The following is a 13,303-nucleotide window of genomic DNA, read 5'->3' as shown; positions in this document are numbered from 1 at the left end:
TCTATAAACTCTGATGGTACAGCTTCCGTCAACCAAACACCATTTTCGGATTGATAAAAGGTATAACCTTTTGCGTGCATCTCGCCACTTCGTATGGTGAGAATGATTGGTTTTCTGCGTCTGCTTCCCACATTGATAGCGGTTTCTTTATCTGCACTTAAATGTACATGCTGTCTTGAACCTTTGATGAGTCCTTTTTCGCGAATTGACTCCATAAATTTCTCAACCGTTCCATGATATAGATAATTTGGTGGCTCTTTGGATTGTAGTGCCAAATCAATATTCACAGAATGTCCTTGGTTTGCTCTAATCATGGTTTTGTCTTCGTTAAAAGCAAACCGTTTTTTATTATTGGTTGCCACTACTTCTTCTAAGGTTTCCATAGAAAGCGAATAGTTGTCTACGTTTATCTTTTCAAGCAAGGTTTTTACGGATGTCCAACCGTTTGCATCGAGTGTAATTCCAAGTTTATCAGGATTGTGTCTAAGCACATAGCTTAGAAATTTGCTTATATTTTTAACTTTTTTAGTCATTGTAATTGTAATTTTTTTAGCAGTTCATCACCTTTAGGTAAAAAAGGACGTTCTGTAGGAATTTGTAATTTATCCAACTGCTTCGTTTTAACAAATTCATATTGTTCTGCTACAAATGCAGAGATATCTTCTATTTCAAGTATATCATCTTTTGCATACGAACGAATAAATTCATTTCGAATCCCAATTTGAATGGCACGTCGTTCTAGTTTTGCTCCATACGGGTTGTGATCTGGATCCCATTGCAATCGTACATTAGATGATTTCACGGCTTTTTTCCACGTTTCATATAATTCAGATTTGAAAGAAGAATGCACTGCATTTTCCAAGTATTTTTGAAAAGCTTCGCACTTTAAATGAATGGCTAAAACGACTTCTTGTCCTTCTTTCTTTCCCCAACCATTTCGGTACAGCATCCATAAAAAATTGGGTTTTATCTAGGTCATGCGTTCTAAGCCAAATGGTCCATCAAAAAATTGATTTTGTACGGCAAAATTACCTATTGCCGGTCGATAGGATTGATATACGATTATTTTTTCGGCATCGTATTGTGCCATAATGTGATGACCATTTTGTGGCCATTCACATTGTTGTTCTATATAGTTTTGTGTGTTAAGTTTCATTTTTTTGTAATTTTTCAATAAGCTCTTGTGTTATTGTGTTTGATGAGTTCTTAAACTTTTCACCAATACATACTTTTGTAATTTTAATGTTTCCAACAATAGCATCATTAAATTCTGTTAACTTTTCAGCTAGAACCCATAGTTCATTATGATGATGTGATCCCACATTTTGAATTTCATATTTATTGAATTCTTCTTCTGTTATTTCAAACTCAGTCACAAAACCTAGATAGTTGCCAAATTCATCTTTGGTATTCCATTTGGAAGCAATTTCAAACGCATATTGTTCATTCAATACAGGATAAAAAATAGGTTGCCATTCCAATCGCGGCGGAAACTTTTTAAAGCCACTTTCTGCGATCAGTATCAATTCTTTTTCTCCTATTGGTCTATATAAAGTTTTCATCATTTAATAATTCATTATACATCTCATAATTCTCCTGATCGAAACAACAGAAGTAGAGTTCATCAATTTTGTTTTTTTGTTCATAAGCTGAAATGGTTTGTATGGCAATTTCAGCTGCTAATCTTTTGGGAAACTTGTAAATCCCTGTGCTTATGTTAGGAAATGCAATGGTTTTGATATTGTTTTCAATTGCTAGTTTCAAACTGTTTTTATAGCAATTAGCTAAGAGTTCTTTTTTATCATTTCCACCTGTATTCCAAACTGGTCCAACGGTATGGATAACATAGTTCGCAGGGAGTTTTCCAGCAGTTGTAATGACTGCATTGCCTGTTTTACATTTTCCTTGTTGCGACCTAATTTTTTTACAAGCTTCTAAAATTTCATTTCCACCTTTTCTGTGAATGGCACCATCAACACCGCCGCCGCCTAATAATGAGGAATTGGCAGCATTGACAATTGCATTCACTTTTAAAGTAGTGATATCAGCTTGTATAACCTGTATTTTCATTTTATCCAAAGTCATAGACATACGTATCGATGTCGTTTGTTAAGAGTGTTTTTTCTATGATAGGCTCAATTTTGTTCCAAGTTCCGCCAGCTAAACCACAACCAATTCTGGGCATGTGGACACTGGCATTTAATTCTAATGCTTTTTCAGCAACTTTTTCTAAGCATTGTTCTACAGCTTTATAACGAATAGGAACTCCATTGCTTCCTGTTTTCATTCCTTGTTGTGCAATCATATTGATGACATATACATATTCTGACACTTGAACTGTTTGAATGTTTCCTAATTCAAAATCATTTTTAGCTCGGTTTCGATGCCATTTTCTATACGCTTCTTCAGGAGCTTTCCAACGTTTAGAAATGGCTAATACGAAACCTTTTCCCCAACCGCCCAAATTATTGCATATATGAATAATTATTTTTGTTCCTTTTGCTTGAGGATTGGTTGCATCACCTTTTATGTATGTTATTGGTTTCATGATTTAAATTGTTTTTGAAAAGCATTGATGAATTTTTCATTTCTGGAATAAATTGCAAACACCACTTTTTTGAATTGATTTTTAAATGTTGTTTCTAAAACTTCTTTGAAAAGTTGTGCAATTAATTCTAGATCGTTTTGAAAAACGCCGCAGCCCCAAGCTCCTAAAATGAGCGTATCATTTTTCTCTATGAGAGCTAATGCTAACATTTTTTCAATTCGTGTACGCATGAGTTCAGCAACTTTTTTTGCTTTGCCAGCTTCTTTTCTTTTTACAACGCCATAGTTTACAGCAGCTGAAGTAATCACAGAACACAACACTGGATTTTCAATCAGTTCACCTTTGTTATCTCTAAAGAAAGGTACTTTTGGACTGTAAATCATGCTGTCTGTATAGATACACGATTTCATATTTCGATGCCTTTCATAGAATTCAAAATTCGCCATTTGACTTTCATATAAACTGGAAGCTACTGCCAAACTTTCTTCTTGTGCCAATGCTCCATTTAAGAATCCGCCACCTGGATTTTTAGCAGAAGCAAAGTTTAAGCACATTACATTTTTTTCTTCTTTTAATCGTAAAATAGCACTTAGCGAAGTTTCATTTGTTACTTCGTAGCTTGTATTGTATGCGTTTTCTAATTGTACAGTAGTTAACATTTCATCCAAAGCTTCACTGGTGTAATAGGCTGCATTTTCAACGGAATATGCATGTGAATCTTTGATGTGTACGACTGTATTTTGAAACATATAACGTCCATTTTTTTGGATGTCTAAAGTTTCTATTGCTTTGAGTTTTCTTGTTGATTTTTTCATCTGTTGATTTTTATTGTTTTTTATCTGTCAGATGGAAACTTTGATACTTAAAATAATCATTAACATAAATAATCATTATTTTAAGTATGTTGTTTTCATTTAATTAATTGGCGGTTTCGCCAACATATTTTTAACAGCTTTTCCAACAGGAATCCGATATACGGGAATTTTGATGTTGTATTGCTGTATGTGTTTTTTTATTTCGTTATCAATTTCATCTTGATCATATCGTGATGAAAAATGCCCTAAGATTAGTTTGTCTATCTTGATATTGGCAACCATTTCAAATACTTCTTCTAAGGAACTGTGTTTGTTTTTCCCAGCTTTGGTATTTGTCTCTTTTTTGGTTAGAAATGTAGCCTCATGAATGAGAATTTCACTGTTATGATAGCGCTCATAGTCTTCAATTGGTGTATCTGCCGAATATGATAGTATGTTTCTCTTTATTTCATTTGTTAGGAAATGATCTCCATGCTGTTTTTTGATTTTGATCAATTCGTCTTTAGGCAAATTCACAAATTCCGATTTGAGTTTTCGCTTGGTTTCATGCACTTTGAAACTAAGACTTTTTAATAAACCAGGTTGTACTACATGACCGTTTTCAATAGCTTCTACTTGGATTGAATTTTTGACTGAAATTATGGATCTGTCTTCAATGGCTTGCCAGTTTGTTCCTGAGTTATGCGGATCAAACTTGGTAAAGAAGTCTTGTAGAAACGGAAACGAACCTGAGTCTTTCGGATAGTAAATTGTAGGTTTTAAACCTGCAAATAATTGATTAAATTGTAATAAACCTGTCAAATGATCTCTATCGGCGTGAGAGATAAACGCATGTTTTATCTTTCCTGCTTTTCCAAGTAAACTTGAACAAACACCATCACCGGCATCAAATAAAATGCCTAATTCTTCTATAAAATACCACGTTGCATATAATGCTGTTGAGTATCCGTGTATTGTGAGTTTCATGTTTTTTAATTTTATATTCTTTAATTTTTACCACGAATACACGAATTTTTTGTGTTGACGTTATATTCCTGGTTTTTTATTCAATCGATCTCGAACTTCCATTAAGGCGAATCCTAATAGATTTTGTCCTCTCCATAAATTTGGATTGTGCGCTTTTTCATTTTTTTCACTCATTCCAATTCCCCAAATTTGGTCTCTTGGACTGGCTTCTACTAAAACCCTATTTTTTGTGTTTAGTAGAAATGTTCGTAGATCTTCATGCTGCGAAAATTTATGATAATTTCCTTTCACTACAATATCGAATTTGTGTTCGTTCCAAATGACAGGATCAAAGTTTTTGACTTGTCTTCCCAGTTTTTTAGCACCGTGTGGACTATGTACCACTAAAATTTTCTTTTTAGCTTCTTCATCCTTAAAAATACGTGCTTTTTCAGCCATCATCCAATGTTCAGCGGTTTTGTAAATTTCATTATTTACGGTAAACTCAGATTCCCACCATTGACTAAAACAGCTTTTGGTAATACTTCCGTCTCTAGAAGGTTGATGTCCCCAAAAAAAGAGAAATTTTAATATTTCTTGTTCGTTAAAACGTTGTTGTATATGTTGTAATGTATGTTTCATTTTTTAAATGTTACGTGTTGTATGCTAAATTTTAAATTGATCTAGCATACTTTAAGTTAAACTTTCGTGGAAACGATCAATTAGATTGTGAATGTCTTCATAACGTGCTAATTGACATTTCCAAGTTTCTGGAATGCCATCAAACCCATAATAGATGCCTGCTAATCCACCAGCAATTGCGGCAGTTGTATCGGTATCTTCTCCTAAGTTGACAGCTTTTAAAACACAGGTTTCATACGAATCGGTTGTTAAAAAACACCATAAAGAAGCTTCTAAGGAATTGAGGACATAGCCGCTTCCTCTGATGTATTCAGGATCACGTTTAGAAATATCTTGTTGTAAGATTTCATAATAAAACCCTACTTCTTTTTCGTTGAAATCCTGTGCTTTTATAAAAGCATTTACAGCTTCTTTTACTTTTGTATACGCTTGAAATTTCTCAGTTCCATTTAATAGTAATAAACTAAGTTCTACATAAATAAAACATGCTAGTATCGATCTCAAATGTCCATGTGTCATTGAAGAAACTTCTTTTGTGATTTGATAGCGTTCTTCAATATTTTCTTCGTCTTTTAGGAAATATACTAAGGGTAAAATCCGCATGAGCGAACCATTTCCATTATCATATTCGCCCATACCGCCACATATTTCTGGAGTATGACCTTGCTCTAATCTGTAAATTGCTTGTCGCGTCGTGATTCCGATATCAAACACACTTCCATGTGGTGTCCAATAGGAACGATCATACCAAGCGACAAATTTTTGAGCAATAATTTTGGTGTTGTACCCAGAAAGCAATCCTTCCATCAAGCAAAATGTAAGTGAGCTGTCGTCAGACCAAGTTCCTACGGGTTGATTGTGTGTGCCATGACCAATCATATCTGTGGCAGGAAATCGTTCCATACGTTGTCTACTTAAAAACTCATACGGAACGCCCAATGCATCACCTGTGGCAACTCCAAATATTCCTCCTTGTAAGCGTTCTAATAAGTTCATCTTTTTAAATTTTAAATGCTAAATGTTTAATTTTAAATTATTTTTCACTCATAACTCATAACTCATAACTCATAACTCATAACTGTATCTGTACTACCTTTTTTGAATTCACATCTCTAAATGAGTTTGTAGTGAAAATGGTTTTATATATGTTTTCTAATTGTTCAAAACCTTTGTTAAAGATTCCGTGACTTATGATTAAATGTAAATCGCCTACATTTTTTTCTTGCAAAGCATTTCCTAACCCTAAAAATGTACCGCCGCCATCACAAATATCATCCACAACAACCGCTGTTTTTCTTTTTAAATCGTCTGCATATACTGTGAAACCTGATAATTTCCCAGTTTTTACATCACGTTTTTTAGAGCATTCTATCACTTCAATTCCTCCTAAATATGCTGATAGTTTGTATATCTTTTTTAATGCGCCACCATCAGGAGAAATTAATACAATATCTTCTTTAATAGTTTGCAAGCATTGTTTTACATATTTTTGATTATCAATAACTTCTATATTATTTAACAATGCTGGTGTAACTTCCGAATGCGGATCAAAAACGGTGACTTTTTCATAGTTTTGACTGTTGATGATGTCTGCATATACTTTGACACTTAGTGCTTCTCCTGAAACCATGACACGATCTTGGCGTGCTGCTGGAAAATACGGAATGAACAAACTGATTTCTTTCACATGCATTCTGCGTAAAGCATCCGTTGCGACTAAAATCATTCCTACATCTGCAAAAGACCGAATGCGGTGTGTGATGGTGATCGCTCCTTTTACGGCTTCTTTGATTTTGATATGAGGTTCACCTCCAGAAAATGTAAACATTTCAAAGTCAATTGATTTTCCATAAGGAGTAAAGTCCGAATCTAAGTGTATAAACTTCATATTAGCGTTATTTATACGCAAATATAAAATGCTTTTTTAGTTTTACAAATTATTTTGTGTTTTTTTTACGTTAATTTAATTCTTGAAATTTATCTGAAGTTTAAATTCGAGTGAAGGATAGAATCAGCATCCCTTTTTGGTTTACTAAGTCATTACGTGGAAGCATGACGAAGTAATCTGTTTCAATTAAAAACATATTGCCGCAACAAATTAGAAATTTATCTAACAATGACAGGCTTTAAAAAAGATACAAATGGTAGCTTGACCGTTTACGGGGACGTACAAATTATTTTATATCAAACAAGAAGCCTTCTTTTTGAAGCTTGAAGTATTGTTTTTTGTTGAATTTGAATAGATTGGCAGGTCTTCCGCGGCCTTCTGAGACTTTTTCGTCCAATTCTTCTAAGATGTCAAAGCTTAGTATTTTTTTACGGAAGTTTCTACGGTCAATTTTTTTCTCCAAAATGGTCATGTAGAGTTTTTCTAAGTCAGAAAATAAAAATTTGGTTGATAGCAAGTCAAAGCCAATAGGCTCGTAAGTCAATTTACTACGCAAACGTGCTTTTGCTTTGTCTAAAATTATGTGATGATCAAAAGCGAGTTCAGGTAATTCGTTGATGGGAAACCATGCTACGTCTTGTGCGTCGGTATCCGCTTTAATTTCATGATGCGAAGGTTTTACCAAAGCAAAATACGCTACAGAAATCACACGATTTCTAGGATCGCGATTAGGCTTTCCAAACGAATACAGTTGCTCCAAATAATCAATCGTAACATTAGTTTCTTCCTGTAGTTCACGTTCTACAGCAGTTTCCAAACTTTCATGTTCTAATACCAATCCACCAGGCAGTGCCCATGAACCTTGAAATGGAGGTACTTTTCTTTTGATCAAAAGCACGTTCAATTGATGGTCTTTGTATCCAAATACGACGGCGTCTACAGCTACACGAATATTTTGCATCATGGGACAAAAATACAAATTAACTGTATTTGATCTTTCTTAAAATTCGAATAGTTGCTTTGTACAATTCATAAATATCACGATCGTACTTTTTTAGTAATGGTTTAGCTTGAGTTAATTTGTCTTTAGCTTCATGAAAACCGTTCAAATAGCAAATCATGTACGTAGCAGGAAGATTGCGTAAATCATGATCTTCGTTTTCTGAAATCGAAATGTTTTTCTGTAATTTTTCTAAAATGGTATTGTTGGTATTGTAAATATGGTGTAGTGTTTTTTTGTTGAATTGCGGTGCTTCAAAAATTAAATTACTATACAAAGTGTACATTCCATTTGGTTTAAAGGTGATTGTTACCTTTTCAAGCGGATAATATTTGTACTTGTTTTGCAAACCAAGCGGAACGTATTCTACAATGGTAAAAACGTCTTCATTATAGGTGATTTCTACCTGATCTAATGCGGAATAAAACAACTTTACTTGCTCATTGATTAATTCGATATCTACACGAGAATATAGGATTTTATCGTTCTTTTTTTGCTTAATGCCCGCCCAACAGACAATAAATTGTTCTTTAAAAACTTGGTAATGCGATTCTAGATTTTTGTGCTCGTTATTGATGAAATTAATGACACTGTCTAACGTCAATTTGATATTGTTTTGCGCATTATTTTCAATGGTTTTTACAATCTTAGAATTGACATCTTTAATTTCTATATCAAACACCTTTGGCATGGAAATGCTACCATCACGTAGAAAGATAGAACCTCCATAATATTTCCAAATATTTTTGCGCAACGATGTAATTTGATTGTTGGCACGAATCGTCACTAAACCAACTACTTTTCCATTGGGCAAATGTGGAAAGTAGATGTTTTCATACTGAACGATTGGTGGATTTTGCAAATAAGCATTGATCAAATTTTGAATTTTACTGTCATCAAAAAAGTCAACACCTACAATTTTATTGTCTTCATCTTCCACGCCAATGACGATGTACGAATTGTTTTTGGGATTGCTGTTAGAAAGGGCGCAGATATGCTTTAGAAACTTTGCTTTTCCTTCTTTTTCGCCGATATTGAGTTTTCGCTTTTTATCATAAAAACTATTCTCATCGTTGTGAGCGAGTAAGTTTTTAATCAAAAGGCGTTTATTGATCATAGCAAAGTGAGTTCTTTTTGAATATTGTTTCTAGCGATGGTTTCCCATAAATCGTAATACTTTTTGGTGTAATAAATTCGAGGACGTTCTAAGAAATGCTGCAATACTTTCTTTCTTCCTTTTTTATACATAAAATCTGGAAACATGGAATATTCCTTGCGAATGTTTTGGGAATACCTTTGATATGTTTCCCAAGGCGTTCCTAAAATTGCCAAATCCCAGTCCAAAAGATAGGCATTATCTTCATTTTGAACATTTAGGATTTCATGTTTTTTTGTAGAAATGATTAAATCTACGCAATTTTCTACTCTTTTTGAATCAATTTGTAGCTTTTTAAGCTGTTTTTGAGCAAATTTTGCACTTTTAAATTCATTATTACTTTTTGTAGCATTGTAAATAATATCATGATACCAAATGGCAAATAGAATCATATCATAATCCATCAAATTTACGGCATCTTTAGTTGCCAAATGTAGCATGTAATTTAGATGTTGTAAGTTGTGGTAATGACGATTTTTTCTGGTATAGGCATCTTTGATCTCTTCCCAATGATTATCAATAAATAATGCATCATCGGTATATTTAGATGTTAAATTTAACCAAAGAGTATACAGATCAGTATTCATTATGATTTTTTTACAATTGTACTAGAAGCTTGTGCTGTACACATCACCATCAAATCTGCAACATTCACATGTGGAGGACGTGATACAATAAAGTACGCAATTTCGGCAATATCTTTAGGAGTGAGAGGTTGATATCCTTGATAGACTTTCTCAGCACGTTCGGTATTTCCTTTAAAACGAACATCACTAAACTCAGTCTCTACCAATCCAGGATTAATAGCGCCAACACGAATTCCATGTGCGTTTAAATCCAATCGCATTCCTTGATTCAATGCATCCACGGCATGTTTGCTGGCACAGTACACATTTCCATTTGGATATACTTCTTTCCCTGCAGTGGAACCAATATTTATAATATGCCCAGCGTTTCTTTCCACCATTTGCGGAATAATAGCGTTGCTTACGTACAGTAATCCTTTTACATTAATATCTAACATGGCATCCCAATCGTCAATGCTTCCAGTTTGAATCGGATCTAAACCATGTGCATTTCCTGCATTATTGATTAAAATATCTATGGTTTGAAAATTTTCAGGTAATGAAGCCACTGCTGTAGCTACTTTTTCTTTGTCGCGTACATCAAAGTTAAGTGTGTGTACTTCGGTATGCGCGCTTAATTCTGTTTGCAATTTGTCCAGACGTTCCTGTCTTCGTCCGCACAAAATCAAACGAAGACTATTTTTGGCAAATTCCCGTGCAATCTCTCGTCCAATTCCGCTTGTTGCACCTGTAATAAAAGCTGTTTTTTTCATATTTATTTCCCATGAAAACGGGATTTTTTTTTAATTAAACTAAAAATCTCAAAACTATCATCACGGAACTTTATGTCCCTGACTTTCCACCAACAAAGTAAACCAATCTTCCAACGACAAGTCTATTTCTATTGCTTTAGCGGCATTCGTAATACGTTCGGGAGTTGTTGTTCCAATTACAGGATGTACGTTTGAAGGATGTTTTAAAATCCACGCTAATACCAATTGATCTTTGTTTGCGTTGTATTTCGCTGTAAGTGTATTTAAAACTTTATGAATTCTGGTAGTTTGTTCGGTTTCTTCTCTAAAAATGCTTCCTAGTGGTTGCCATGCCATTGGTAAAATGGAATTGGTAATCATATAATCAAGGGTGCCATTGTGCATGGCATCAAAATCAGTTAATGAAAACTGAATCTGATTGGTAGAAATATCACTTTTTGTATCGATCATTGTCATTTGTGATGGCGTAAAATTAGAAACACCAAAATTTTTGATTTTCCCTTGTGTTTTTAAGTGATCAATTGCCTTTGCTACTTCATCAGGATGCATTAACGGACTTGGTCTATGCAGTAGCAAGAGATCTAAATACTCGGTTTGTAAATTTTGAAGTGAAGTTTCAACAGACCAAATAATATAGTCAGCAGAATAATCGTAATGTTTTATGTTATTTGGGCGATTTTTGGCCTTGTATTGAATACCACATTTGGAAATAATTTCGATACTTTCGCGATCAATCTTACTTTCAGAAAATGCTTTTCCAAAATCGGCTTCTGTGGTGTAATCACCATAAATATCTGCGTGATCGAAGGTTGTAACTCCTACATCTTTACAATGATGCATCAGGTCAATCATTTGTGTGGTAGAAAGCTGTTTTCCCCAGATTCCCCAGGTCATGGTACCTGCAATAATTCTTGAATAATTTGAATTCACAGTGTAAATAATTTTATTGTAAAAGTACGAATTAGATGGTTAGTTTTTGCGTCATTCTGAACTAGTTTCAGAATCTCACAAAATTATCACATACTGTTATGTGAAGCTAAATCAAGTTCAGCTTGAAGAGATATCAAAATATCTAAGCAAGTCTAAGAGCGATACCAAAGCAAATCGTGTCTAACATTTCAAGATGTCCTTAAAAAACCGATGCTTTAATCTTCTTCCAAAGCTGTGTTAAAATAAACCCTGAACTCAACGCAACAAAGGTTAACGTAAGTGCTAATGTTGTTTCTCCATAAATCCAATACCCAGTCGCAAACATAATGCTGTAAATAAAGATCATAGCGACTAACATGGCTAAAATTCCTGAAGGAACATTCCAAGGTTCTTTATCAGTTACAATTTCAATATTTGCGGCTTCGGCATCTGCAATTGTTTTTTTCCAGCCAGGTCCACCAGGTTGAATCTTTTTATAAAAATTGAATAAAGTTTCTTTAGTTTCGGGTTGTGTCATAAAAGTTACGATGAGCCAAACAACAGTTGTAATTAGGACTACCAAAGGAAATTTTAAATACTCAGGCATCAATCGCTCAATAATGTCACCAGATTCAGTTGTATGAGTAAAAAGTAAATCTTTAATTGAATCAATACTAAAGAGAATTGAAATCACTCCAGAAACTGCCATTGCTGAAATTTCACTCCAAGCATTAATTCGCCACCAAAACAAGCGTAAAATAAAAATTAGTCCAGTTCCTGCTCCAAACATGATGATAAACTTAAAAATTTGCAATGCATCCTGAAGAAACAGTGCTAAAACAGCGCTCAAAATCATTAAAACTACTGTTGAAATTCGCCCTACATTGACCAATTCTTTTTCAGAAGCATCTTTATTAACTGTGGTTTTATAAAAATCATTAACAATATAAGATGATCCCCAATTTAAGTGTGTAGAAATTGTAGACATATAGGCTGCAACAAGTGAAGCTAATACCAAACCTAACAATCCACTCGGTAGTTTGGTTAACATCGCAGAATATGCAACATCATGTCCTAGTTTATCTTCAGTAATTGTTGGAAAAGCTTCTCGAATACTTTCTAAATCAGGAAATACAACTAGGGAAGCTAAGGCAACAATAATCCATGGCCACGGACGTAATGCATAGTGCATAATATTAAAAAAGAAGGTAGCTCCTATCGCATGATTTTCATCTTTTGCCGCTAGCATACGCTGGGCAATATAACCGCCACCGCCAGGTTCAGCTCCTGGAAACCAAGAACTCCACCATTGTACCGCAAGCGGAATTATAATTAGAGTAATTAAGGCTTCTTTTTTTCTAAAATCAGGAAATATATTAATCTTGTTTGCAACATTTTCATGTGTAATCAAGTTTTCTAATCCACCAACTTCGGGAAGGTTCACACAATAATATGCGGCTCCAATAGCACCAGCCATGGCTATAAAAAACAGTAAAAAATCTGTATATACAACACCTTTAAATCCGCCAATAGCACTAAAAACTACGGTAATTGCTCCTGCATACACTACGGTTTCCCAAGGTTGTAACCCTAGCATCACACTACCAATTTTGATAGCGGCTAAAGTAACACCTGCCATTGCTAAAACATTGAAAATAACTCCAAGGTATAAAGATCGAAATCCTCTTAAAAAACGAGCAGGTTTCCCACTATAGCGTAATTCGTAAAATTCAATATCTGTAGCGACATTCGATTTTCGCCACAATTTTGCATATACAAAAACAGTCAATAAACCAGTAATTAAAAAAGCCCACCATTCCCAGTTTGCTGAAACACCTTTTTCTCTAACTAAGTTTGTAACAAAATTTGGTGTATCAGTTGAAAAGGTCGTCGCTACCATGGAAACTCCAAAAATCCACCAAGGCATATTTCGTCCCGATAAAAAATACTCGGTACTATTTTTTCCAGAAGTTTTCGAAACATAAATTCCTATTCCTAAAACAATGGCGAAAAATCCAAAAATAAGGCTATAATCTAATCCTGATAATTCCATAAAATACA

At 34.2% G+C, this 13,303-nt stretch carries 15 protein-coding genes and 1 pseudogene; all 16 read right to left on the bottom strand.

All coding sequences use genetic code 11. The features are described from left to right. Positions 1-533: RNA 2'-phosphotransferase (locus MK119_RS11080; protein ID WP_290678400.1), on the bottom strand; the 533-nt coding region annotated here is incomplete at its 3' end. Further along, positions 530-1,090 (bottom strand): annotated as a pseudogene (locus MK119_RS11075) (DUF4291 domain-containing protein). The gene MK119_RS11080 and the pseudogene MK119_RS11075, both read right to left, overlap by 4 nt. 55 nt (positions 1,091-1,145) lie before the next feature. Beyond that, complete coding sequence (locus tag MK119_RS11070; RefSeq protein WP_290678397.1) at positions 1,146-1,565, bottom strand: ADP-ribosylation/crystallin J1; 420 nt, start codon at positions 1,563-1,565, stop codon at positions 1,146-1,148. Next, positions 1,546-2,070 carry an O-acetyl-ADP-ribose deacetylase gene (locus MK119_RS11065; RefSeq protein WP_290678394.1) on the bottom strand — a complete coding sequence of 175 codons (525 nt, stop codon included), beginning with the start codon at positions 2,068-2,070 and terminating at the stop codon, positions 1,546-1,548. Before MK119_RS11065 ends, MK119_RS11070 begins: the two co-directional genes overlap by 20 nt. Before the next feature lies 1 nt (position 2,071). Next, entirely contained in the window at positions 2,072-2,548 is a 477-nt protein-coding gene (locus MK119_RS11060) for a macro domain-containing protein (protein ID WP_290678390.1), read from the bottom strand. Beyond that, on the bottom strand, positions 2,545-3,363 hold the full coding sequence (locus MK119_RS11055; RefSeq protein ID WP_290678388.1) for a TIGR02452 family protein: 819 nt from the start codon (positions 3,361-3,363) through the stop codon (positions 2,545-2,547). Before MK119_RS11055 ends, MK119_RS11060 begins: the two co-directional genes overlap by 4 nt. Before the next feature lie 99 nt (positions 3,364-3,462). Further along, the gene (locus tag MK119_RS11050; protein ID WP_290678385.1) at positions 3,463-4,329 is read right to left on the bottom strand and encodes an MBL fold metallo-hydrolase; all 867 of its coding nucleotides are present in this window, start codon (positions 4,327-4,329) and stop codon (positions 3,463-3,465) included. Between the two features lie 60 nt (positions 4,330-4,389). Further along, complete coding sequence (locus MK119_RS11045; RefSeq protein ID WP_290678382.1) at positions 4,390-4,950, bottom strand: NADAR family protein; 561 nt, start codon at positions 4,948-4,950, stop codon at positions 4,390-4,392. Positions 4,951-5,001: 51 nt separating this feature from the next. After that, the gene (locus MK119_RS11040) at positions 5,002-5,946 is read right to left on the bottom strand and encodes an ADP-ribosylglycohydrolase family protein (RefSeq protein WP_290678379.1); all 945 of its coding nucleotides are present in this window, start codon (positions 5,944-5,946) and stop codon (positions 5,002-5,004) included. A gap of 76 nt (positions 5,947-6,022) precedes the next feature. Further along, on the bottom strand, positions 6,023-6,838 hold the full coding sequence (prs, locus tag MK119_RS11035; RefSeq protein ID WP_290678376.1) for a ribose-phosphate diphosphokinase: 816 nt from the start codon (positions 6,836-6,838) through the stop codon (positions 6,023-6,025). A 286-nt stretch (positions 6,839-7,124) separates the two neighbouring features. Continuing rightward, the gene (locus tag MK119_RS11030; protein WP_290678406.1) at positions 7,125-7,799 is read right to left on the bottom strand and encodes an NUDIX domain-containing protein; all 675 of its coding nucleotides are present in this window, start codon (positions 7,797-7,799) and stop codon (positions 7,125-7,127) included. Between the two features lie 19 nt (positions 7,800-7,818). Beyond that, positions 7,819-8,955, bottom strand: coding sequence for an ATP-binding protein (locus tag MK119_RS11025; protein WP_290678373.1), 1,137 nt, complete (start codon positions 8,953-8,955; stop codon positions 7,819-7,821). After that, positions 8,952-9,581, bottom strand: a complete 630-nt coding sequence (locus MK119_RS11020) for a hypothetical protein (RefSeq protein WP_290678370.1) — start codon at positions 9,579-9,581, stop codon at positions 8,952-8,954. Before MK119_RS11020 ends, MK119_RS11025 begins: the two co-directional genes overlap by 4 nt. After that, complete coding sequence (locus MK119_RS11015; protein ID WP_290678367.1) at positions 9,581-10,333, bottom strand: SDR family NAD(P)-dependent oxidoreductase; 753 nt, start codon at positions 10,331-10,333, stop codon at positions 9,581-9,583. The genes MK119_RS11020 and MK119_RS11015 overlap by 1 nt, the downstream gene beginning before the upstream one ends. Before the next feature lie 60 nt (positions 10,334-10,393). Beyond that, the gene (locus MK119_RS11010) at positions 10,394-11,263 is read right to left on the bottom strand and encodes an aldo/keto reductase (RefSeq protein ID WP_290678364.1); all 870 of its coding nucleotides are present in this window, start codon (positions 11,261-11,263) and stop codon (positions 10,394-10,396) included. Between the two features lie 199 nt (positions 11,264-11,462). Beyond that, a complete protein-coding gene (locus MK119_RS11005; protein ID WP_290678361.1) occupies positions 11,463-13,295 on the bottom strand; it encodes a sodium:solute symporter family protein in 1,833 nt (610 codons plus the stop codon). Positions 13,296-13,303 lie beyond the last annotated feature (8 nt).

The sequence above is a fragment of the Kordia sp. genome, assembly GCF_022447245.1.
In the GTDB taxonomy this organism is placed as follows: domain Bacteria; phylum Bacteroidota; class Bacteroidia; order Flavobacteriales; family Flavobacteriaceae; genus Kordia.
This window is presented reverse-complemented; position numbering and strand designations above follow the sequence as displayed.

Coding starts and splice junctions, on each gene's coding strand:
- MK119_RS11030 (WP_290678406.1), bottom strand. CDS start 7,799: ATGCAAAATATTCGTGTAGCTGTAGACGCCGTCGTATTTGGATACAAA.
- MK119_RS11040 (WP_290678379.1), bottom strand. CDS start 5,946: ATGAACTTATTAGAACGCTTACAAGGAGGAATATTTGGAGTTGCCACA.
- prs (WP_290678376.1), bottom strand. CDS start 6,838: ATGAAGTTTATACACTTAGATTCGGACTTTACTCCTTATGGAAAATCA.
- MK119_RS11050 (WP_290678385.1), bottom strand. CDS start 4,329: ATGAAACTCACAATACACGGATACTCAACAGCATTATATGCAACGTGG.
- MK119_RS11070 (WP_290678397.1), bottom strand. CDS start 1,565: ATGATGAAAACTTTATATAGACCAATAGGAGAAAAAGAATTGATACTG.
- MK119_RS11005 (WP_290678361.1), bottom strand. CDS start 13,295: ATGGAATTATCAGGATTAGATTATAGCCTTATTTTTGGATTTTTCGCC.
- MK119_RS11065 (WP_290678394.1), bottom strand. CDS start 2,070: ATGAAAATACAGGTTATACAAGCTGATATCACTACTTTAAAAGTGAAT.
- MK119_RS11045 (WP_290678382.1), bottom strand. CDS start 4,950: ATGAAACATACATTACAACATATACAACAACGTTTTAACGAACAAGAA.
- MK119_RS11060 (WP_290678390.1), bottom strand. CDS start 2,548: ATGAAACCAATAACATACATAAAAGGTGATGCAACCAATCCTCAAGCA.
- MK119_RS11025 (WP_290678373.1), bottom strand. CDS start 8,955: ATGATCAATAAACGCCTTTTGATTAAAAACTTACTCGCTCACAACGAT.
- MK119_RS11020 (WP_290678370.1), bottom strand. CDS start 9,581: ATGAATACTGATCTGTATACTCTTTGGTTAAATTTAACATCTAAATAT.
- MK119_RS11015 (WP_290678367.1), bottom strand. CDS start 10,333: ATGAAAAAAACAGCTTTTATTACAGGTGCAACAAGCGGAATTGGACGA.
- MK119_RS11055 (WP_290678388.1), bottom strand. CDS start 3,363: ATGAAAAAATCAACAAGAAAACTCAAAGCAATAGAAACTTTAGACATC.